Annotated in this window: 10 protein-coding genes and 4 pseudogenes; 10 read left to right on the top strand and 4 right to left on the bottom strand. The window is 49.7% G+C overall.

Annotated features, from left to right (window positions below):
- The first annotated feature begins 106 nt into the window (after positions 1 to 106).
- Together J0X19_RS22885 and J0X19_RS22880 are read left to right on the top strand one after the other, a co-directional pair.
- Positions 107 to 1,483, top strand: coding sequence for a ComEC/Rec2 family competence protein (locus J0X19_RS22885; RefSeq protein ID WP_206986740.1), 1,377 nt, complete (start codon positions 107 to 109; stop codon positions 1,481 to 1,483).
- 524 nt (positions 1,484 to 2,007) lie between these two features.
- Positions 2,008 to 3,024: a DUF2235 domain-containing protein gene (locus tag J0X19_RS22880; RefSeq protein ID WP_206986739.1), complete on the top strand. Its 1,017-nt coding sequence runs from the start codon at positions 2,008 to 2,010 to the stop codon at positions 3,022 to 3,024.
- Positions 3,025 to 3,622: 598 nt separating this feature from the next.
- Here J0X19_RS22880 and J0X19_RS22875 read toward each other — a convergent pair.
- On the bottom strand, positions 3,623 to 4,843 hold the full coding sequence (locus tag J0X19_RS22875; protein WP_206986738.1) for an MBL fold metallo-hydrolase: 1,221 nt from the start codon (positions 4,841 to 4,843) through the stop codon (positions 3,623 to 3,625).
- A 311-nt stretch (positions 4,844 to 5,154) separates the two neighbouring features.
- Here J0X19_RS22875 and J0X19_RS22870 point away from each other — a divergent pair, with 311 nt between their 5' ends.
- Together J0X19_RS22870 and J0X19_RS22865 are read left to right on the top strand one after the other, a co-directional pair.
- The gene (locus tag J0X19_RS22870; RefSeq protein WP_206986737.1) at positions 5,155 to 6,546 is read left to right on the top strand and encodes a serine protease; all 1,392 of its coding nucleotides are present in this window, start codon (positions 5,155 to 5,157) and stop codon (positions 6,544 to 6,546) included.
- 5 nt (positions 6,547 to 6,551) lie between these two features.
- Entirely contained in the window at positions 6,552 to 9,167 is a 2,616-nt protein-coding gene (locus J0X19_RS22865; protein WP_206986736.1) for an AAA-like domain-containing protein, read from the top strand.
- 642 nt (positions 9,168 to 9,809) lie between these two features.
- On the opposite strand, the pseudogene J0X19_RS22860 reads toward J0X19_RS22865, so the two are convergent.
- Positions 9,810 to 10,097, bottom strand: a pseudogene (locus tag J0X19_RS22860) (hypothetical protein); the annotation flags it as partial.
- 676 nt (positions 10,098 to 10,773) lie between these two features.
- A pseudogene (locus J0X19_RS25290) lies at positions 10,774 to 11,169 on the bottom strand (transposase); the annotation flags it as partial.
- Between the two features lie 650 nt (positions 11,170 to 11,819).
- Here J0X19_RS25290 and J0X19_RS25285 point away from each other — a divergent pair.
- The 3 genes from J0X19_RS25285 (at position 11,820) to J0X19_RS22840 (ending at position 18,030) form a co-directional block, all read left to right on the top strand.
- On the top strand, positions 11,820 to 12,014 hold the full coding sequence (locus J0X19_RS25285) for a DNA methyltransferase family protein (protein WP_206986757.1): 195 nt from the start codon (positions 11,820 to 11,822) through the stop codon (positions 12,012 to 12,014).
- A gap of 212 nt (positions 12,015 to 12,226) precedes the next feature.
- Positions 12,227 to 13,261 (top strand): cytidine/deoxycytidylate deaminase family protein, encoded by a 1,035-nt coding sequence (locus tag J0X19_RS22845; RefSeq protein WP_206986733.1) that lies wholly within the window; start codon positions 12,227 to 12,229, stop codon positions 13,259 to 13,261.
- Between the two features lie 110 nt (positions 13,262 to 13,371).
- Entirely contained in the window at positions 13,372 to 18,030 is a 4,659-nt protein-coding gene (locus J0X19_RS22840; RefSeq protein WP_206986732.1) for a molybdopterin cofactor-binding domain-containing protein, read from the top strand.
- Between the two features lie 220 nt (positions 18,031 to 18,250).
- On the opposite strand, the pseudogene J0X19_RS25280 reads toward J0X19_RS22840, so the two are convergent.
- Positions 18,251 to 18,448, bottom strand: a pseudogene (locus J0X19_RS25280) (integrase core domain-containing protein); the annotation flags it as partial.
- A 62-nt stretch (positions 18,449 to 18,510) separates the two neighbouring features.
- On the opposite strand from J0X19_RS25280, the pseudogene J0X19_RS22830 reads away from it, so the two are divergent.
- The 3 genes and pseudogenes from J0X19_RS22830 to J0X19_RS22820 form a co-directional block, all read left to right on the top strand.
- Positions 18,511 to 19,284 (top strand): annotated as a pseudogene (locus J0X19_RS22830) (IS5 family transposase); the annotation flags it as partial.
- Positions 19,285 to 19,884: 600 nt separating this feature from the next.
- Positions 19,885 to 21,195, top strand: a complete 1,311-nt coding sequence (locus J0X19_RS22825) for an acyltransferase family protein (RefSeq protein WP_206986730.1) — start codon at positions 19,885 to 19,887, stop codon at positions 21,193 to 21,195.
- A gap of 755 nt (positions 21,196 to 21,950) precedes the next feature.
- Positions 21,951 to 22,853: a hypothetical protein gene (locus J0X19_RS22820; protein WP_206986729.1), complete on the top strand. Its 903-nt coding sequence runs from the start codon at positions 21,951 to 21,953 to the stop codon at positions 22,851 to 22,853.
- The last annotated feature ends 64 nt before the right edge of the window (positions 22,854 to 22,917 follow it).

Here is a 22,917-nt window from a genome sequence, read left to right as displayed (position 1 = left end):
ACCAGATGCCGTAGATACTACGCGGGTGGAGATTCGCATGTATTGCCTAGGCACCGGCGATTGCTTAGTGCTTAAGTTTTTTGCATCTAACAGATGTCAATTTACAATGCTCATCGACTGTGGTAGTTGCGTAGGCGACCGTACTGAGTTTTTGCCTTATGTGCAGAACTTAATAAGCTATGTGGAGGGCAAACTTGACCTGCTCGTAATTACGCATGAGCACCAAGACCACATAAATGGGTTTGCTAAATGTGAGGCTGAATTTGAGCAGTTAGAAATCGGAGAGGCTTGGTTTGCATGGACGGAAGATCCCAACGACCCGGATCAGCGTGCGCTAGACTTATTGAGTAAACGTCAGAAGGCTCGCTTAGGCTTGCGTAATGCGCTGGATAAGCTCCATACTAACCGGGCGCAGATCCGAGCCGAACAGGTAAACTTGAAAGCTAACAAGCAAGCCCTAGTGGCCCTTGATGCCTTTTTAGATGGTATGGATACGCTGGGTGGTATTAATTTAGATGAGTCACCTAAAGTTAAGAAATCGCTGGCAGGCATGCGAGCCGTGAAAGAACTGCTCGTTCGCAAACAAGTACCTATCCGTTACCTGAAACCCGGCTCATCGCTGGCATTATCAACACTGCCTGGCGTGTGCTTTCACGCACTTGGCCCTTCGCTGGACCGGCGTTTCATTTATGCGGAAGGCAAGGAAGGCCAAGACACCTACCGACGGCACGAGGTGATGGGTGAGGGTGTACTGGCCATGAACAGTTTAGCTACGCTCGGGCAGGAGCCGACGGAGGCCGACTTGCCGTTCGCTTCTTCTTATGTAGTAGGAGCTACCGGTTTTACAATGCCCGTGCCTCCTCACCAAGAGCAGGCCCAAGAGCTGTTTGACCAGTACTTAGGACCTGACCAAGCATGGCGCAATATTGAGAATGAATGGTTGTACACGGCGGGAACGTTAGCCATTCGTCTGGATTCACATATCAACAACACGAGTTTGGCCTTGGCCGTTGAGTTGGGCAAAGGTGGCCCGGTACTGCTTCTGCCTGGTGACGCTGAATATGCCAACTGGGCTGGCTGGCACGCCGTTGAGAAGTGGAAAGGGCTGGGTCCTAATGGAACCCATTTTGTAGAGGACTTACTCAACCGTACAGTATTTTATAAGGTCTCGCACCACCTGAGCTTCAATGGCACACCACTCGATAAAGGACTACGTCTAATGAACAGTCCTGACCTCGCAGTGATGGTAACGCTGGATAGAACGCGTATCTCGTCGCGTTGGCGAACAACAATGCCGAATAAGCGATTATTGCAGGAACTAACTGAGCGCTCACAGGGCCGATGCATTCTCATGAATGAGTCCGACTTAGCTTGTACATCAACTACCACGTTTGACTTAGACTCTTTGGGTGAGGCACGCTACCAAACTGTAAAGCATGCTAATCGTATTCTGGCTAAACAGTACACGGTATATATGACTTGAGTCCAGTCGTTCAAATAAATGCAGAGAATTTATTTCTATCTGTGCAGCTAATTCAGGCGTTATTAAGTTAGTAGAGCAAAGCTGGTCCACTTAGACCAATTATTAACTAATCCCTCACGACTCGCTATACTTAGTCCAAGTGTTAGTTGTCGCTAGCGCATGTAAAGTTCAAAGCACTTGAATTGGCACTTTAAGGAAATAACTATTTTGTCAAGCGAAGACTTAATCCTGAATTGAATTCAGGATATATACTAGGTACTCGATGATAACATACAGGGTAGTGTCTGATAAGTAGCCGAGCTTGTTTTGAGTCATATTGCTGCACTTATATAAACTTTAAGGAAGGTTTGATAGAAACCACATCCTTAACTCAGTATACTTCTACCTGACGCCTCCTGAAGGGTAAGATGAAAATAGACTGCTCTACCTTGAAGAGCATGTAAAGGGACTCTATATCATTCAAATTTTCGAAGTGCCGCATAAATTATATTTTAAACATGCCGTTAAACGGCAGTTGCTTTTCTATGAGCAAACGACTAATTGTGCTATGCGACGGCACGTGGAATAAGGCCGAGAATGTAGACCGGCGCAAACGCAAGCCAACTAACGTGATGAAGATGGTAAGAGCCATCCAACCCGTGGCTTCAGATGGCACCGTGCAAGTTACGTATTACGATGAAGGGGTGGGTAACAACCCAGGCCTAGATCGTTGGCTAGGCGGAGGAATTGGAGCAGGCCTAGACCGCAACATCAGAGAGGCCTACCGCTTTTTGCTTTACAATTATGCACCAGGTGATTCAGTATTCTTTTTTGGCTTTAGCCGCGGAGCTTACAGCGTCCGAAGCCTAGCCGGATTTATCCAGCACTTAGGTCTGCTGCCGAAAACACATGATTTCTTTGTGCCGGAAGCATACGCGTTGTACCGCCAGCGGCCCCCTGCTAAAAACAACCAAACTGCTTGGCAGCAACAAGTGAAGACCTTCCGAGAAGCCCACTATTCTCATACCATTGCCATCGAATTTGTGGGCGTGTGGGACACGGTAGGAGCGTTGGGGCTTCCCTTAAATGTGTTTACGCTGTTAAATCGCCGCCGCTATGAATTTCATGATACCCGTCTCAGCCCAATTATCCGTCACGCGTATCATGCCTTAGCTATCGATGAACAGCGCCGCACGTTTCAGCCTACTCTCTGGGAAAATCTTAGTTCCGATCAGGTGTTAGAGCAGCGCTGGTTTGCAGGTGTGCATACCAACGTCGGGGGTGGCTACGAGCACGACGGTTTAGCTAACTGCTCGCTGCACTGGATGAAGGAAAAAGCAGTTGCCTTAGGGTTGGGTGTTGACGAGGAGTTCCTGCGTTTCTACAAACCTTGGTTTGGCGATGAAATGCGTGCTTCAATGACGTGGTTTTATCGCGTACTGGGTCGACAGTTAAGATCTATTGGGGTCGCCAATAACAGCTATGAGGTTGTAGATGAGAGCGTTGATAAGCGCAGAAAGCATACTCCAGCCGCGTATGTTCCTATGAATCTACCGTCTTGATTTGTTCACGACTATTTTTCCCTCAGCAATTGCTCCCCTGACAGCCTGTGAAGTTTGACAACTTTGTAACTAGCTTATTCTATTCATGGGCAGCATGTTCTTCTACCTGTGAAAAAACTTAGTGTCTTACCTGCTATTTACAGCTTTAGACAGTCTGCATATGATCGAATTTGACGATTTACTTTCCGCCCGGCCTGAGTAGTGGTGGAGATACCCCACAAGAAGCAGCCAAAGCGCAAATTTATTTTCTAGCAGAAGCTCTCTAATAAATTACATAGTCATTGAAAACACAAACAGCGGTATAAAATGCCTGCGCATGATCTCAGTGACAATGCGAGTGAGTGCGCGACACTTCCATAGACGTGGCGTGTGCCTTGCACAACTTGCGCGTCACTAGCTACATCATGCTTTTCAAGGGCAGCCGCTTATGATCTACCAAAGTGATTCAGATAAGCTTTAGCGTTTGTCAGCAGAAACGTAACAGTTTAGTATAAACGTTTTGTACGCCGTGGTAGCCGACGTTTGCACCCCAGCTATCAATAGGCATGACTAGAGCGATTGTGTGTTGCAGTGTAGAAAATTGCAGAATAGGCAGTACTTATAATGAAACTATCAGAGGTTGGCCGGTTGGCGCGACCTCTATCTGGTAATGATATTGGGTCTGCCAGTCAGCACGGGCAAATTGGCGCATGGTGGGCGTTTCGTAGTTGCAGCCGAGGCGGCGTATTTGACCAGTACGGGATATAGGCCGGGTTACAACCCAGGCGATGGTAGCTGCGTCGGGGTGCCCATGCCGACCGTTGGTAGAGAATAAGTAACAGTCTGAATCGGTGGCTTGTAACAGGTCTGGACTGTTGTTAGCAAAGCTACCATGGTGAGAGAGCTTTATGCAATCAAACCACCATGGGCGCGGCTCGTTGGCATAATGACATTCCAATTCGTGCATGACCACCGAGGGATGCGAGTCGCCAAGCAGCAGTACCCGCCGTCCATCGGCTTCCAGTACCAAAGCAATGGAACTGCCATTGGCAGACGAAGTATCTTCTCGAAATTGAGTATTCAAATGAGCCGTCAGCGAGGAAGGGGCACCAATAAGCCGGGGTAAAGCAGATAGATCCGATTTCTCTGTAAGTAGCCACCATTCATAGGCGTCGTCGAAGGGTGCGCCGCTGTGCAACTGGCTGGAGAAGCCCATTGCCCTGAGAGTCCTTCGCCAACGCCTCTCCAGGTTTTGCAGGCCAGTCAAACTAGGCGAAAGCACCTTAAGCACTATTCCTGGGGCTACTTCAGCTACCAATGGCACCTTTATAGCTTCCTGCCCGGCGTCGGTATTCCAAGCGTAGCCATGCCGCAATAATAATGTCCCGAGCATTGTCCCTTGTCGGGCGCTGATGGGGTGCGCTTCAAGAGCCGGGCCGCTGGCCAGTGTTATTTTTCCGCGGGCGATGATTTGCTGTAATACAGTTTGGTCGGCGACCGACAGAGTGTCAACCATTGATTCCAGCGTGGAGAACAGGTGACGATAACTGTTGTGCCATACCTGCTGGATAGGAATTAGGCGTGGGCTATTGGCATCACCGTTTTCCGCAAACAACCCATTCACCGCTCCTGTGATATGGTCGGCATCAATGTGGGTGATGATGCAGCAGTTTAGCGGCTGCCTATTCGTAGCCTGGGTCAGCAACAGTGGTCGCAGGTACCCGGTGTAAGTAGAGCTGCGGCCGGCATCTATCAATATGTGAGCTTCAGTACCTAAACTTAATAGTAGGCAGTCGCCATCCTCCGCTGGCAATAGAGTAATAATTAAAGGTTGCGTCATAATATTGGACAGGTAGTCCTAACGATATTTATGTTTGAGAGATACAAGCATTCTCACTAGTTACTGATTGCAATACGCTGAACCCGAATTATTCAAACTTTATCTTAAACCTCAATCATTTGATAGGCACTGTTTCAGTGATAGCTTGGCCAGTAATTGGAGCAACTTATTTGTTTTTAAAATAATGACGATTATGTACATCACTTCCTTACGCCATTCATCTGTGCCTAGAATAGTAAGGTTCGGCTTTTAATTAAGACATACAAGAGGAGAATAGGCCGACTAGACGGTGCTTATTACTTTCGTAGTAAATGTCGTCTATCCCTCCTTTTACGCAACTTCAAACCACCGTAGCTCGGATTGTTGCTGGCGGAAATCATGGTACGGGCTTTCTTATTGCCCCAGACATGCTGCTAACGGCTAACCACGTTGTTCATGATGTGACGGATTTGACTGTTACATTTCTGCTACCTACTGGTGAATATACAACATCGGCTACCGTAGAGCTTTTAGGTTCAGCAGCGCTTGACCTAGCTATACTGCGTTTGCCCCAGCCATTTGCTGACTCAACCCCTTTACCTTTAAGCTCTGCAAAGCCTCCACAGCAGGCAGTTTGGGAAACATTTGGATTCCCTTCCCTTCACCTACTATCAGGACGCGTTTACAGAGGCCAGGTACTCCAGTACAATGCGCTAGCCCCTTGGCCACTGACACTTGAAGTGAATGGCGTCAGTCCTGAGTATAATCTTGAGGGGTTATCGGGTAGTCCGCTGGTTGTAGATGCAAAGGTGTGTGGGGTTCTGCGCTATCAGCAAGGAGAGGATGTAGGTGTCATGCTTTTAGGCCAAGTAGTGGAAGAATTGGTTGCCCTCGGTATAGTTGTGGATGGGCCTTCTATTACCACTATTACCCCCACGTTTAATAAGGAGAGGTTTCGACAATTATTCACGCCTGAATACACTACAGACTACGAGCCCTTTTATGTAGCCCGTGAGGTGGACGAAGTTTTTCTACGTTGCCTACTTTCACCAAAGAACATCTGGTTGCATGGAGCCTCTGGTACGGGTAAAACGTGCCTAGCTAACCGTAACTTGCAACAACAGACAATCCAGCATATTTACTGCTATTTGACTGCTTTACCAAACCCACGTAATGCAACGGCTATCCTACAAATGATAGCGGAAGATATTACGGAGAAATATCCTACTCAGTTGCGCACTTTCACTTATAAAAGCACTAGTGACATTAAACAATTAGCACACCTGCTAGCACACTTATTTCCTACCGACAACTTTATCATTTGCATTGACGAAGTACATATAAAGGATTCAGCTGTGTTTGAAGAGTTTGTAAACAGTATGACCGCCGTCTGCGCCGAGTACCGAAACTGCCGAGCGAGCTCTAAAGTTCTGAAATTTATCATCTCAACTATTCAACAACCAGCAATTTACCATTACAACATCGCCAAGTTCAATGAGCAGTTCTCTTTTATTGAATTAACCCATTGGAATGACCAAGAAATAGAACAACTACTGGGCAGAATGAATACAATTGGACATTTACTGGCTAGAGAAGAGCAGAGTATAGTGGTTCAGGCCTCCCAGTCTCCTAGAATAGCAAAAGATATTGTACATCAATACGCTTTAAATTATAAGCAACAGACTCTAGAGCAAGTCATTGAATACGTTGTCGCCAGAAGCTAACAGACATGGAAAAGGTAATAAAATCATCAGTTAGTGTTCCTATAGAACTCTACGTCACCCGTGATGCTGACGCCCAACTGGCTACTGTCATTACTGAAATGTCGCGTCCAGGCTATATTTCGGTTGCCCGGCAAATGGGGAAAACTAGCTTGTTACAACATGCTAAACAGCAGTTGCAAGGAGAAAACCGGACCATCATCTATTTTGATTTGTCTGCAGCTGTTTACGAAAGTTCAAGCCAATACTTCCAACACATTATTGATACAATATTGGAGGTGGAAGAAGATAAATTATCTCAGGCTAAACATGCAATTATGCAACGTAGACGTGAGTCCTTTACTACTGTTTCGGCCTCTAGCGAATATGATAAAGAGTTACGCTTGATTTTACGGGAATTACCAGGTACGCTCGTCCTCATCTTAGACGAAGTGGACGCACTTGCTAAAGCAACTTTCTCCGACGAAGTATTTGCCCAGATTCGTAGCGTATACTTTATGCGCAACACTCACAATGTTTTACACAATATAACATATATCCTATCAGGTGTAATTGAGCCGGCAAAGTTGATTAAAAACAAAGATAATTCTCCATTCAATATTGCAACACAGATATTCTTAGACGACTTTACTTTTGAAGAACATTGCGTCTTTGTAGAGAAAGCAAAATTAGCAATCAGCCACGAAGTAAAGGCCAGGGTATATGAATGGACCTCTGGTAATCCGCGTATAACTTATGAATTATGCTCGGCATTAGAAGATAAATTATTGACTGGGAATCGCATTGATACTGATACAGTAAATGATATAGTTCAGGAAATGTACTTATTGCAATACAACAAGGCACCAGTTGATCATATTCGGGATGTGGTGTTGAAAAATTCACTCATTCGTAATGCAGTAAAGTCTGTTAAAAAAGGCGATAATATTTCGGATGAAAGTGCCGGCCAACTCTATTTATATGGAATAACTGCCTCTAAATTCAAATCGCAAGTTCCAAAAATTAAGAATAAGATTCTAGAAGCGGCATTGTCGGATAATTGGCTACGAGAAGCTGAAATGCAACAGAAAGATCTTTACACTTTTGGCCTCGAACAACTGTCAGTTGGAGAAATCACTGAGGGCATTGCTTCAATCAATCTATATTTAGAAAATACAAATTTAGACAATTTCAATCGTAACAAAGCCTTATTTTCAATAGCTAATGCATACCATAAGCTAGAAAACTATATTCAATCTAATGAATACCTAGACAAGTATAATGTTGCCCGTGAGGAAAATCCTGATGATTATTATTTTGCACAGTTTCTTCGAGCATTAAATCTAAATTTTTTAAACTATGTAACCGAAGGTATTGAGCTTATGCAAAATATTATTGACCATGGTGTGAAAAATCAAATATATTATAGTGCTATAATCAACCAAGCCAATTTTAAATTAACCAATAGTTTTGATAAGAACTATTCTACCGCAATAGAAGCTCTTCAAAGCGCTATTGCACAAGTTACGCAGTCAGAATGGCCTGATAATTATAAAAATTCTATAGTCAGTTCGGCCAATTTCAGGCTCGCACTCATTAACATGCGGTTGGGAAGTGAAGCGGAATCTCGTGTTTATTTTGAACGAGCTTTACCTGGTGCGGTATCCGAAATGCAACCGTCAATTTTGGTTGGCCTGATTTTATCTAGCTCTGTTGAAGAAAAAATTTTATATGCCAACCGCTTACGTAAATTAATTACTGACAAATCCTTGTCGCTACTCCCTAAAATAGAGAGCGATATTGATTTTACTGAAAAATCATTACGCCAATCACTAGGCGTTCTATACAACTTCTATCAACATGACTATTATGCCTTAATAGAGGAATGTGCTATACACTATTATAATGGCGCAAAGCCTATTTATGCAATATTATATGAAGTTGGGATAGAGAAGATCGAAAGTCTTTCATCAGGGGTAGAAGGAATTTTTACTTTAGCATTAAAGTGTTCTAATATTACAGAAAATTATACGGCAAAATGTCTCCAAGGAATTGCTCTATGCATTGATAAAAATGACGAAACATTCGCTAAACGAGCTATTGTCGCACTTGAATCTATGTTAGGTTCACCTGATTACGGGCTTCTAAATTATCGTGATTTAGAGTTTGTAATAAGAGGAGCTGTTACCTATCAGGCAATGAATATTTTCTCTACAGCATTACGTTTCATCAGCTACCTGACTGAGCGACTTGATGCCGAAGATGAGTCATCATTACCCGGTGATTGCATTGCAATTTATTACTTAGCAGGTGGTATTCATGCGCAAACAGGAAACATAGCCAAGCAGACTACTTTCTATGAACGGGCATTGAGCTTGGTGCCAAAGTGGCGTGTCAGCAAACAAAAACCTCCAGTACTCATGGATAGTGAAACGGTTGATGCAGTTATTACTGATATGAATCGGGCAGTTATTACTAGAAAATTACAAGGAGCAGCTGTATTGGCGAATATCACTAAATATGACGGAGATAAAATTCCACGCAATACAATTTTAACTGTTCGCTATAAGAATGGGCAAATAGTAACAGGAAAAGCTAAAAAGTTAGCGGCCGACTTAAACTCAGGTAAATGCACTGTGATGTAGAAGAGTGTTTGGTATCAGCAACGAAATTTTAAAATGCGAGTACCAAAAAAGCGGCTCATCTGTCAAATGTCCCATTATTTGCTTGCATGGCTGTTTGGCTTAGTACAAAAGCCCATCGCTTGCCTATCAAATCTATCCACACGCCCCGCAATACTGGCCTTAGCGGTGATGTTAGGCACTACGTGCCATCTTGGCAAGAGAGGTGAGGATACTCGTGGTTTAGCTATAATACAAGGTTACCTCATTGCCTTAGTAGCATATTCGTAAGTACCGGCTAGCACAGCATTACTGCTGCCATTAGTGCAGGACGCATTATACCCTAGCTATTTATCCTCAGGGAAAAGAATTAGGCTGTCTTACTAAAGGCCACTGTTTAGTAAAACATTTATTCCATCGTACAACCTAGATGAGAAGTTCTTCTAGTTACCTTACAAGGCTGTTTTTACTACTTGCTAACAAACTATTATTTGGCTAAGACAGAAGCAAGTAATATCGGTTCAAAAAGTTAGGATCATAAAGACAACCGCCATTTTCTTTCTGGCCCCACTTCTTAGCCCTACTTTTTAGAGTGTATGTTGCGGAATCGATAAGGAAAGGGATAGGGCGAGAAACCTATGGTGGCTATTGCAGAACTGCCAACGGCTAGGTGCCTTCATGACATCGAGCCGTTTGGTTGTCAGTAGCCCTTATTTCCTCGTGGAGAGGGCGGGCTGTAGGCGGCGCAGGAGGTTTGGGTAGGGCGAAGGCGAGCCCTAGTTGCTGTTGAGGACGATACTGGAGCAGCTTCTTCAGATTGTAAGCCATGGTAGCCAGTAGCATTGTCTCATGGGCGCTGACCCGGCCGCACATGTTGACCTGACGCAGGCCGTAGTGCTGTAGCAGGCCTCCCAATACGGGCTTCACCGTGCTTTGGCGCACGAGCCGCATCCGGTGCCCTTGCCGGCTCTACTGCCAGGCAAGCGCCCATCGGTAGTGCGGGTCAGGCCGTGCGTGTCACCTTACGTTTGTTGGTTTTCGGGGCGCATATCGCTTTGCGTGGGCAAAGTCGGCAATCGCAGGTGGAGGCTCAGTAGGTCTTAAACAGGCCGCTGTCCAGACTCGTCTCGTAACTGCGAAAGGACAACAACTTGCCCACCGGACAGGTGAAGGAATCCTATCCAGATCGTAGGCAAACTCTTTCACGGCGGGCTTGTATTTGCCAAACACGGGGATCCAGAGCGTGATGCCCTGTTGCTCGAGTAAGGCGTAATTCACACTGGTCGAGTAACTCGTATCCGCCACCAGATCTTGCAGGGGCACGCCTTGAGCGAGCAAGCGCTGCTGCAAGTGGTTGACGAGTTGGGGCAAGTGCACATGTCGCGAGAGTCCGCCAAGTCGGCCTGGACGTGGCTGATCACGCCGTGGGACTTGTCCACGGCTAGGCTACAGTGGTAATTCAATGCCCGGGCTTTGCCGAGCTTAATGAAGATGCGCGCTTCGGGATCCGTGGGGCTGTAATGGGTTTTATTGCTCACCAAACGGGTACGGGGGCGCTCAGACCCAAAGTGCCCGGTCCGGTGTCGGGCTTGTCGATTAGCCACGCGGCTTAATACGTGCGTTGAGGTGTCTAAGATGGCCGCCACAGACTGGGACGCAGCTTTCTGATCCGGCTTCCCCGCCAGCTGCATCCGCGGGACGATTGCTTCCAGAGGTTGCTTCTCGCAGAGCTATAGAGCGATCCGTTGGCTTTGACCGGGGCCGAGTCCACCGCTTGGGTGCTGTCGGCGACCAGATCCTGAACGACGCATTGGGCGAAGACGTGGTCGAATAGACGCTTAAGGACTTCCAGTGGATACAGCTGCCGGGTGCGGCTGATGGTGAAATGCCAGGGCAAGTATTCATTAACTTCGTAGCCCAGGAAATAGAGAATATCAAGCCGTAGGGCACAGGGTTCTACGAGGGGCCGGTCGCTGACCCGATTCTCCAACCGCCTTACGAGCAAGAGCTTAAAGAACACGACGGGGACAAGCGAGGGCTAGCCGGTGTGGCTGTAGATCGTTTGCGTCTCTTTGTAAAGAAATCGCCAGTCAACCAGCTCAGCTAATCGGCGATGAACAATGTGCAGCGGTACGTGCTCAGAGGCGAAAGCGCGTGACCTTTTGGTCGGTAAACTGCTTCTGACCTTGCATGCTCCGGCTACAAGCGCAATAGCAAACCGGATAGCACATTCTGCAACAGTCACGATGATATTTTGACCTCGTTACTGATTAGTCTATACTGAAGAGATATAACGGACGCAAGAACATGTAGTCTGGTTTCTATTAACTTTTACTGAAAACTAAATCGTGATATGCTTACTGCCTAGATACAGGTTATGTTTTAAAGCGGAATGTGGGCGCTAAGTAATAGCCAACTCTCAACAAGCTGACATGATTGGATTCAAAGCTTACTGCTTCCCTACTCAGTTATTAGTAGGGTCAAACACGGCAACAGCGTATCCAACACTAAGCTTTAGGGCCTATGGTTGAGAGAAGGACGATGGTATTTATCAGATTATGCTGGTCAACCCGATTCTGTACTGGGTGGACGTCCCACACATCTGGCACGGCAACACAATGATCGGGCAAGAACAGAACGGCAGTCTGATCGCGCAGTCCCCCGGCGCAGTGCGAGATTATACTCAGCAAACCGCCGTTTGGGGTAAAGACAGAAGGCGCGGAAGCACAGAACCGATATGCCTACAAGATCAGCCCTATACTGATGTTGTTCGTGCAGCATACACTGGACAGCCTAGCTGCTAATGGCTTATGCGGAATACTGCTAGATGAATGGGTGCTATTTCGAACTAGTGATGTTGCTTTCGTATAGGTCAAGCGTCATTTGCTGGACTTATGTGACCTATGGTATATCGTGAGTTTGCCGGGGCCTCCTACAGTCTAGTACAGACTACTTGGTAATCAATGGGCTACAGGTATAATCAGAATTTTATATATATTTTATTGTCGCAACTTCAAAAGGAGGGAAAGAATTGAATACTGTTTATATATTGCATAATTAATATTATTTCTTCTATTCTCATTATGGCGGCTATCCAGCATCCCCCCATACCCCACACCGGACCATTAGCTTCCTACTGGAGCCGGCAGGTTCAGGAATTAGTTTTGCTACCAGTCACCGAATTTGAAGCCGGTCAGCGTGAGCGCCACCAGCTTTACAGCCTGCTAACGATGGCCCTGGTCGCCTGCTACTGGAATGGCAATAAATATGGGCAGCAGGGCAACTACCCGTGGCGCGCTAAGCAACGTCAGCCCAACCAGTCAGGATATGTTGGTGGCGATTATCTAGGTCATAATATTGCGTCTATTGCCGTAGATGGGCAAGGAGAGGTTATCGATTTCGATTTCAATCACAATGAGATTCTGGCTAGCTCGGTAGAGCATGCAGAGTCGCGCCTGATTCGCCGCGTTTTTAGCCTGACTCAACTATTCGACGATTGGGATACGGCCGACTCAGGCAGCCAGACCGGCACGGTTGGGGAGCCATTCACTCCTGCCAGAACGCCTTACAGCACGCTTTTAAACCGGGTTACGATCTATACGTCGTTGGAGTCGTGTTCTCAGTGCTCGGGCATTATGGCTCTGGGGTCGGTGAAAGCAGTGGTATTTCTGCACCGCGACCCCGGTCAGAACAGTATCGGCAATATTCTCTACAACCTGCGACCCCAAGGTGAGCGCTACCTGCCCCCATTACCTATTCCGGCCGATACTTTCGGCTTGTCCTATTTTGGGGAGCTGAACGCTGGCTACGAGCAGTTTGCTGCCGAGTTAAAAAACAATCCGGAGTCCTGCGTTTTCCTGCCCGATGATCCAAGTAAAAAGAGGGAACGCAGCCCCAGTGTGACTTCGTTTCTGTGTACCGACCTAGCTCACGACGTGTTTAATCGTGCTCTGCAGGAATTTACGCAGTTAAAGGAAGTGCAATACCCTGATTTTGCGCCACCACAAGAGGAAGGCCAGCCGAAACCTCATAATAATGCCTGGGTGCTACAGCATCTACAACGCTTTCTGAGCTATGCCATCCGAAAAGGGCAACGTGGTACACCGCATAAGCTATAAGCCCAGGTAGTATCGGCGCCAGCGTTACCAGCCATTTTACTTGTGGCCGCTTCATTACCAGCTAGCAGGTTTTTCCTTCCGGAATACTCCCATCACATTACCATTTTTTTATGAATGAGAATGTTGCGTTTTTTCTCAACGGCAACGCTGTAACCGTTGAGCGCCCCGCGGCCGACCTGCTGCTCATTGACTACCTGCGCTCACCGGAGGTGCACTTAGCCGGCCCCAAGAAGCCCTGCGGCCAGGGCGGTTGCGGCGGCTGCACAGTTATCGTATCGCACTGGGAGGACGGGCAGATTCAACATACGGCAATCAATTCCTGCCTGCGCCCGGTAGCTGCCCTCAATGGCTTGCTGGTGACCACCGTGGAGGGCACGGGTGCTTACCGCGTGCCCAACCCGAAGTATCTCACCCAGCAGGCCACCTCGGGTAGCCGGGCTGGTGCCCCGGCTGATGCACCGGCCTCGCCCATACTGGTGCAGGCACTGGCCCAGACCCAAGCCAAACGGACGCAGGTGCTCGCCGATGCCGACGACGCACGCCAGCAATTGCAGCAGGATGCACCCGGCCTGCAACTCGATGACGAGGCCGCTGGATTTCCGTCGGAGGTGACGCATGCTGGAGTGAATCCGGTGGCACATCGCTTAGCCATTAACAACGGTTCGCAGTGTGGTTACTGCACCGTGGGTTTTGTCATGAATATGTCAGAATTTCTGCTCAATAACCCGAAGCCGACCAAGCGCGAAATCGAGGAAATCTTTGACGGTAATATCTGCCGCTGCACCGGTTACCGGCCCATTCTGGCAGGCATGGAAACGTTTGCCAGCGACTGGAGCCCAGCCGACGAGGCGAACCTGATGCCGTGCCTGGGCGACTCGGACTTTATGGCGCAGCGTCCTGCTACCCACGTTCACATTCCCGTTCCGTTAGCGGCCCGTAAGCCTCCTGAGCGCGTTTCTCTGGCTCTGGGCGGCGATGGCCAGGGGGCCAGCAGCTGGCTGGCTCCTGACAACCTAGCCGAGCTGCTGAAGCTCCTGCGCGAGCACTATCAGGCGCGTCCTTATCTATTGCACGCTAACACAGGCTTCGGTATTTATCCCGCCGAATATCGGCACGCCAAAGTGCTGCTCGACTTGCGCTTCGTGAGGGAACTACAGGTATACTCCTGTACTCAGGATGGGCTAACGCTGGGCGCAGGCACTACCTACACGACCCTGCTCAAGCGGTTGCGGCAACGCCAAGATGACCAACTGCCTCCGGCAGCAGCCGACGCGGACAGCACTCGACTGGGAGCTATTCACTACATGGCACGGCGCACAGCCGGTCGCCTAGTACGCAATGCGGCTACGCTGGGCGGCAACCTAGGTTTGCTCTTAAAACACATGGTGACTAGTACCGAAGCTCCTTTCCCATCGGACCTAGCGACAGCATTAGTGGGTATCGATGCTAAAGTGAGTTACGCTGACCCGCTGGCCGGCGATGAGCCGTCCGCTTTCTTACCGTTGGAAGAACTAATTGCCCGCGCTGCCCACGACCCTGACGTAGCCCAGCGGCTGGTGCTGGTAGCTCTGCACCTGCCGGCTGGTGCGCCCACCGACGTGGCGCTGGCCCAGAAAGTGGCTCTGCGTGATGTAAATGCCCACAGCATTGTGAATGCCACTACTCTGCTGACGCTGCAAGCCGACGAAACCGTAGATGACGCCCGCTTGGTATTCGGCGGCTTGGCCCCCTATCCGTGGCGGGCCACAAAAACAGAGGCGGTGCTACGCGGCCGCTCCCTTACTGCTGAAGCTCTGCCCGGGCTGGTGCAAGAACTGCTGGCCACTCTACAGGCCGAATTGCGTGAGCACTGGCAGGGATGGCAGGTCCGCTACCTAGAGGTACCCGACGAGGGCTTCACGCCAGAGTACCGGCAAGCGCTGGCGGTGGCCTTCCTGTATAAGGCGATCATCAATGCCTGTGTAGTGCGGGGAGTGCCACTGCAGGCCGACCTGCGCTCGGCTGGCATCAGTACCTGGGGGCAGTGGCCAGTGAGCACAGGATCCCAGTCTTACAAAGTGCAGGATTTTAAGCGTCCGGTGTCGCAGCCGTTCATTAAAGCTACGGCCCTACAGCAGGCGTCCGGGCAGGTACGTTACACGCAGGAACTACTGCTGCCGCCCGGCACTGTGCAAGGTGCGCTGGTGCAAAGCCGGCGGGCCTGGGCCAGTTTCTATCTACGGGAGCCGGGTGCGGACGAAAAGCCCCAAAGCCTGACGTCGTTGCGCCGCCACTTAGCCGAGCGCTTTCCCACCGGGTTTGTGGACCTGATTACCTGCGAAGCCTTCAAGCACGGACGGCTCAACATGCAAGGTATGTGTCTCGATCAGCCTATCCTGGCCATCGACGCGGTAAGCTATGTAGGCCAGACGCTGGCCCTGGTAGCGGCCCGCACCGAGCGGCAGGCTCAGGCTATTGCCGACTATGTCGCCACCAACTGCGTACAGTACGGACCCGCCCTGGTGCCGGCTGGCGCACCCGCCTGGTGGAACCAGCCCGTGCTAACCTTAGCGCAGGCCATCGAGCAGAACAGCATCTTCCCCGACTACCCCCAAACCGCTCCCTACTTTAACCACATCTGGCGTATTACCCGCCCCGGCAGCGACGAGAAGTGGATAAACGACTGGGCCGAGTGGCAAGCCGCCGACCGGCCGCAGCCCCGACACCTGACCGACCCGCAGCAGTCCAGCCACATGCTCGACGACCACCTGTGCTGCGTGGTGGAGTCAGGTCAACAGGTGGGCGGGCAGGCCCATTTCTATCTAGAAACGCAAGCCGTGCTGGCCGTGCCCGCCGACGACGGCCGCATGATAGTACACGCCTCGACCCAGAGTCCCCAGGAAATGCATTGGACGGCCGCCAAGGCGCTCGGCTCTACCTTTCACAGCGTCGACGTACGGGTGCCATCGGTGGGCGGAGCCTTCGGAGGCAAAACAGAGCAGACGCGCTTCGTAGTAGGGGCAGCTGTCATCGCGGCACAGGCTATGAAGCAGCCCATACGCCTGGCCCTCTCGCGCGAACAGGATACGGCCCTCATCGGCAAGCGCCACGCCTACTACGGCCGTTGCCGGGTAGCTATCGATACCGGCCAGGTCGGCAGTACTGACCAAGTCGATGAAGCCAAGCGGGGCCTGCTGCGCGGGCTGTCGGCCCAGCTCTGGGGCGACGGTGGGGCATTCTACGACTGCTCGTTTATTGTGGCCAACTGCATCATGGCCCGGGCCGATAACGCCTACCTGATTCCACACTTCCAGGTTCAACTCGACGTTTGCCGCACCAATACGGCCCCGAGCACCGCCTTTCGGGCCTTTGGCGACATCCAAGGCAAGCTGATGCTGGAAAATGCCCTCGACGACGCGGCCTGCGCCATCGGCCTGACGGCCGAGCAGGTACGCGAGAAAAACCTGTACCGGCGTGGCGACGTGACGCCCTTCGGCCAAGCCCTGTCGTACTGCTACATGCGCGACGTGTGGCAGTACCTCAAAGAGCAGTGCCGCTATGAAGCCAAACTAGCCGAGGTGGCCGCTTTTAACAAGGCTAACCGCTGGCGCAAGCGGGGCTTGAGCATGATGCCCGTAAAGTACGGCTCGGGTTACAACCTGGTAATGCTTGAGCAGGCCGCCGCCGTGGTAGCCGTGTACCAAGCCGACGGCAGCGTTATCATTCACCAGGGCGGCGTAGAGATGGGCCAGGGGCTGCTGACGCAGGTGCGGCAGGTGGCCACCTACATTCTCAACATCCCCATGTCGCTGATTCGGGTGGAAGGTCCCGCCACCAGCGTCATTCCTAACCCCACCAGTTCGGGAGCCTCCACGGGCACCTCCTACAATGCGGAGGTGGTGCGGCGCACCTGCGAGCAACTACGCTCGCGGCTGCTGGATTTCGGTTACCAACTGCTCAAGGACAAGGGCAACGAGTGGTGCCAGCAACAGGGTATCGATTTCTGGAACTACGGCGAGAAGGGCTGGCGCACTAAACTCGAGGTGAACGGAAAAGAGCAGCTGATCTGGCAGTCGCTGGTGACGCTGGCCTATCAGAACCGCGTGAACTTGGTGTGTAGCTTCACCGTGCCGATGAGTGGTGGGGAAACCCCCGTCCCCAACGTAACCTACAAGGAGCCAAAAGACCAGCCGGTCATTCCCGGTTACCAAAGCACGCCGATACCGAATTTCCAGCCGCAGTTTGACTCGTTTCCCGGCTTCACTTACTCGGCGGCCTGCTCGGTGGTGGAGATTGACGTGCTGACCGGTGAAACCAAGATTCTTAGTGCCGACTTGGTGTATGATCTGGGCTGGAGCCTGAACCCGGCTCTGGACGTGGGCCAGATAGAAGGTGCCTTCGTACAAGGTATCGGGTACGTACTGTCTGAAAAGCTGGTGTTTGAACCCGGCGGCTCCGATGCCGAACCCGCACCGGATGCCGGCCGTCTCAATACCTTGAACACCTGGACCTACAAGCCACCAGCTACCACCAGCATCCCGCTCGAGTTCAACGTGCGGCTGTTTCCGCGCGATCTGGCCGGCAATGTGCCGGAGAACTCCTCGGAAGTGTTGTCGTCCAAGGAGGTAGGCGAGCCGCCCCTCGTGCTAGCCGCCACCGTGTTCTTTGCCGTTAAGGCCGCCGTACGCGCCTCCCGCAAGCAGCGAGGCCTCAATGAGTTGTTTGCCCTCGAAGCCCCAGCCACCGTGCAGGAAATTCAGCGGGCCTGCGCCGTTGAGTTTGCTCAGTAAAAATCAGCTACGTAAAAAATTCGCACTAAGTAGACAGGGTAAAATCCCCGCCTCGATCCTGTGCAGGGTCAGGTCGGAGGATTTACCCTGTTTGTTTAATAATACTCCAGGAAGTATAAATACCAAGGCTCACTTAATGACTTGACGCACTATACCCATTTCAGGACTCAGTAGCCTGATATACCGCACATGACGACTACCGCTTACCGAGGTGGTATAACTAGACCGCACAGAGTTGAGACGTAGTTTGAAATTGAATTTCAAAGTGATTAGGGGCTAAATAGCCGAGAGCGGAATGCCGGCGTTCGGTGTTGTAGTAGGCGAGATAATGACTGATTTGCAGCCGGGCTTCGGTAAGGTTGGCAAAGCTACCGCCATCCAATAATTCCGTTTTGAGCTCACTCCAAAACGATTTGGCGTGGGCATTGTCTGAGGTGGTCTAGGGCGTGTGAACAGTTAAATTAGGGGGATGAAAACTCAATATGTGTTGAGCGAAGCCCAATGGGCTGTGCTGGCGCCGCTTTTGCCAGGTCGTCGGGGTCCCGCCGGGCAAGACAACCGACGCTTTGTCGAAGCCGTGCTGTGGCTAGCGCGCAGCGGGGCGCACTGGCGGGCATTGCCGCCGGTCTGGGGCAACTGGCACACAACGTACACACGCTTTGCTCGCTGGTCCAAAAGCGGGGCCTGGGGTCGGTTGCTGGCCGCCGTGCAGGCCCACGGCGCCAGTCTGGGCACGCTGTTACTGGATTCGACCACGATTCGGGCCCACCAGCACGCAGCCGGCGCTCGAAAAAAAACGGCTCGGCCAACGCGCTCGGGCGCAGCCGCGGGGGCTTGAGTACGAAGTTGCACCTGCTCACCGATGCGCTCGGCCGCCCCGTGCGTGCCCTACTCACGGCCGGACAGGTCCACGACCGGGCCCCTGCTGAGGCGTTGCTGGCTGACTTGCGCCCCGCCTGCCTGGTCGCCGACCGCGGCTATGACTCCCGAGCTTGGCGCGCTCATTTGGCCGCTCGCGGCACGTTAGCCATGATTCCCGCCCAGCGAAAGCCCGGCGACACAGCCTACACCCCGGCCCGATACGGCCACGACTGCACCCGCTACCGTCAACGAAACGTCATCGAACGCACCTTTGCCAAGCTCAAGCAGTTCCGCCGTTTTGCCACTCGCTACGACAAACGAGCCGACTGTTTCTTTGCTTGGTTTCAAGTGGCCGCTACCTTAATCTGGCTGAAAACTGTTCACACACCCTAGTCTAGGTGTACAGAAACAGGACATATATTTCAAGCATCATAACAGCAAGTCCACGCCAGATGGACGGCGCGAATACAATGACGTCTTCGAAGTCGAAACCTAGTACCTAACTTTGAAAAGCTGCTGTACATTGGTCGTCGTGCAGCAACTGGACGTTAGCTCTAAGCTGCTTTACCGCTGGCTGTAGAACCAACTCGTTGCCAAGGTAAGCAGCGTGAATAATGTGTGGAGGTATGCAATTTGAGAACCCAGCTTACGAGAGCCGAATAAGATATACCAGCGCTGACTACCACGGCCGCATCAAGGCAGTCGGGACTGTACTCGGCTCTAGCCAGCTAGGTACTCCATACGACAATGGGCAAGCTGAAACTGACTGGCAGTATACTTGAAACCGAATTATTACCCAGTAGCGGGTTCTTTTCCTCGCTGAAGAGGCCCGCTGGGAAGTCGCCTATTACCTCGACACCTACTTCAATATCGGCCACCAGTTGGTCCTGAAAGATTACTCGTCGCAACCAGTTGAACACAATTTCTAAATCAACCTACCTTAGCTAACTAGCTGTTTTCACTGGATCAACACAACCGTCACTATAACTACTTATGCATTTAAATGTTGCCACTACTATTCAGAAAAGACCCATCAATTATAATTTGGAGTTTCTTCGGGGCTTGGCCGCGCTGATAGTTGTTTATCATCACGTTATTGAGCATAGCCACTTGTTGGATCCAGGCTATGCACCGAAGGGCGTATGGTCTTTTAATCCACCCGGCCACTTGAGCGTACTTATCTTCTTCATCCTCTCTGGCTACGTCATCGGCCTGACTAACCCAATACCTTTACGGGGAAAAACTATTCTTACGTACCTGAAGAAGCGTTTCTGGAGAATATATCCGATTTACGCGGTAAGCGTCCTATTCACAGGGCTCATTTCTTATCCCAATCACAGTGGACTTGAGTTAGTCCAAACTCTATTATTCCTGCAAATTGCGGATATAGGCGACACCTTAGCAGAAAATAATCCCTTGTGGAGTCTCGATATGGAGATACTATTTTACATGGCCTTCATTCCTGTTTCCGCTTTCAGAATCAATAGCCGACTATTGACAATAATAGCCTTCGTACTGCCATTGACGTTGATATTCCTGTTCACCAATGTAACGGTTGGTTTGCTGATTGCACATACTACCGCTTTCTGTTTCTGGTTACTGGGTATCGTCTTTTCTGAGAAGTACATGCTTGTTGAACCCAAAAAACTTAACTACTCATTACTGTTGAGCAGTGTATTGGCCTTTGCCTCTTTAAACTACTTCAACGCTGTGCTTACTCTACTCAACCGGGTGTTAGCCATCTTCAGGCCGTATTCTTCCCTAGACGAATCCAATTGGAATGCCAACATTAGCCTGATCAAAGATTTCGCGTCCTTGCCACTTTGCGCTATTGTTATTCTACTGTTTGTGGGAGCTAGTGGTAAACTCGTACGCTATTCCTATTATGCCTTGCTGGCCCTGAACCTGTCAACATTCTACTATCTCTTCCAACATTGGCACGAAGCCCAAATTACTTCTTTTGCTATTCCCGGCTTGCTGTTTCTATTCAGCATAGGCTTGCTACTATTCCAAGACAATTCAGTCCTCAACCAGAAGCTGGAATCCTTTATGCGTTGGGGTGCGCAACTTGGTAGCATTTCCTATGGAATCTATGTCATTCATTTCCCTATCCTTTACAGCTTTAGCCTTTTTCCACATTTTAGCGGTAGTGCGGTTTCTTTTGCGGGACGGTTTATCCTATTTATGGCTTTTACACTTACAGCAGCGTTTCTACTAGAAAAGAAGTGGCAGCCTTGGATTATGAACAGATTTGCCGCTACAAAGCCTACATCCGTGAGTGAGGCAGCATTAAAGTCTGTATGAGAAGATGGCTATGCTGAGAGTTCATAAAGTGGCGCATAAAGGGAACCCAGTTGTTAATACTAAGTCTGAACTTAGCTAGGCAAAAGGACTGATTAGTACTGCTTGTGAGTGTTGTTGTGTGACGGTGGGGCTACCAGTCAAACCTTTGTCATAGCTAACTATCATCCTCGCGGCTATTTAACTATGATTGTTGTAGAGCTAACAACTGCTCGTTGCATCAACCTAGAGCTGTTCCAATAATAATAGTCCGTTGACCTTCCTTGAAAAATTACCTCGAAGGCGGTGACGATGACTTAGACACACTTATTACTAAACCTTGCGGTAAAAACCAACACTTATGCGGCTTTGGATTATTTAAGGGCCCTTAAGGCTTAGGTATCTCGCTTACAATCATTTCATACAATTTTAACGTGAATAAAGTAAGCAGCAGACAATCAGCACCATACTTTACAGAGGACTGTCAAAATGCTGCTTATACCATAGCCTGATATACTCTGGATTAAAATTATTTTAGCTGACTTAGTTGCGAAGATCCATATTAGTTATTTAATATTACATTGGAAAAGATCAAAAATAAGGCCCAATCTGATTGGTACATATGATTGTGATAACACAGAATATGAAAGTCTATTTATATGACTTTTTAGGAGTTAGCCTTTTGATTAAATCAATAAGCTAATTAAAAATAGAACATTCTAAGCAACGTCATTAAACCAGCAGCTTCGTACTCTTATTATCCTATTAATTTATCTTTTATGACAATTCTTCGTTTTAAACACGCATTAATTTTATCTGCTGCGCTGCTCACGATAAGTAGTAAAGTTGCCGCCCAGAACAACTCTAGCCTTAGTGCAATGGCTGTTCCGAGCCTGAATGTAACCATGAATAGCTCTGGCCAAGCAATAGTCACAGCTGCCGCTATAAACAGTGGCAGCAGCACTGCTACTAGCTGTGGGTCTGTTACCCTAAGCTTACTGAAAGATGGAGCACCGGCTGATACCGTATCGATTATCGGCAACGAATATTATAATGGTGACATCAACACGTTAGATGGGCCTACCCTAACGGCGCCCGCCAACTCAGTTTTTATCCAAGTCAATTTTGCTAGTTATGGTATTCCCCTTGCCAGTAGCAATGGGTACACTATTAATCCTGGCTGCCATGCCGCTAATAGCCAATCGTATGTGGAATCACGGCTGTTAGGACGCAATACGGCTTCCTTTGCTGATATTGATGTGTATGAAGTATTTGGTGACCCCTGCGGGGGGCAAAGGAAGCAGTTGATTGTTACTGCTTCGTCCGCCATGAGTGAGGTCGTATTCACCACAACTGGCCCGCATACTGTTACTTTAATCGCAACCGATGCGTGCGGTAACATCAGCACTGCCGCTACTACGAGTATTAACGTATTACCAGCTGATAGCAATCCAAGCCTCAGCCTCGACGATCAGCTGCGTCTCGAACCCAGCGCGGACGCGAGTGGCCGCATTTATTCTTTAGTTAGCAAAACCCGGCCTTCCGGCTTTGAAGTCGACGAGGATGGGGTAGCCCGTACTGGCACCTACAGGCATGGCGACGGCACAACCTTCGAGTTAGTCAGGAACCAGCTTATCATTCGGGGCTCCCGCGCTCCGCATGCGGTCAAAATACTGCATTGACCTGTATCCATTAGATTTCTTATGACAGTGATACATTAAACCTAACACGGACTAAAGACAAAGT

Origin of the sequence: Hymenobacter telluris (genome assembly GCF_017313265.1) — a bacterium.
In the GTDB taxonomy this organism is placed as follows: domain Bacteria; phylum Bacteroidota; class Bacteroidia; order Cytophagales; family Hymenobacteraceae; genus Hymenobacter; species Hymenobacter telluris.
Note: the sequence above shows the minus strand (reverse complement) of the source record. Positions and strands in the feature narration are given on the sequence as shown.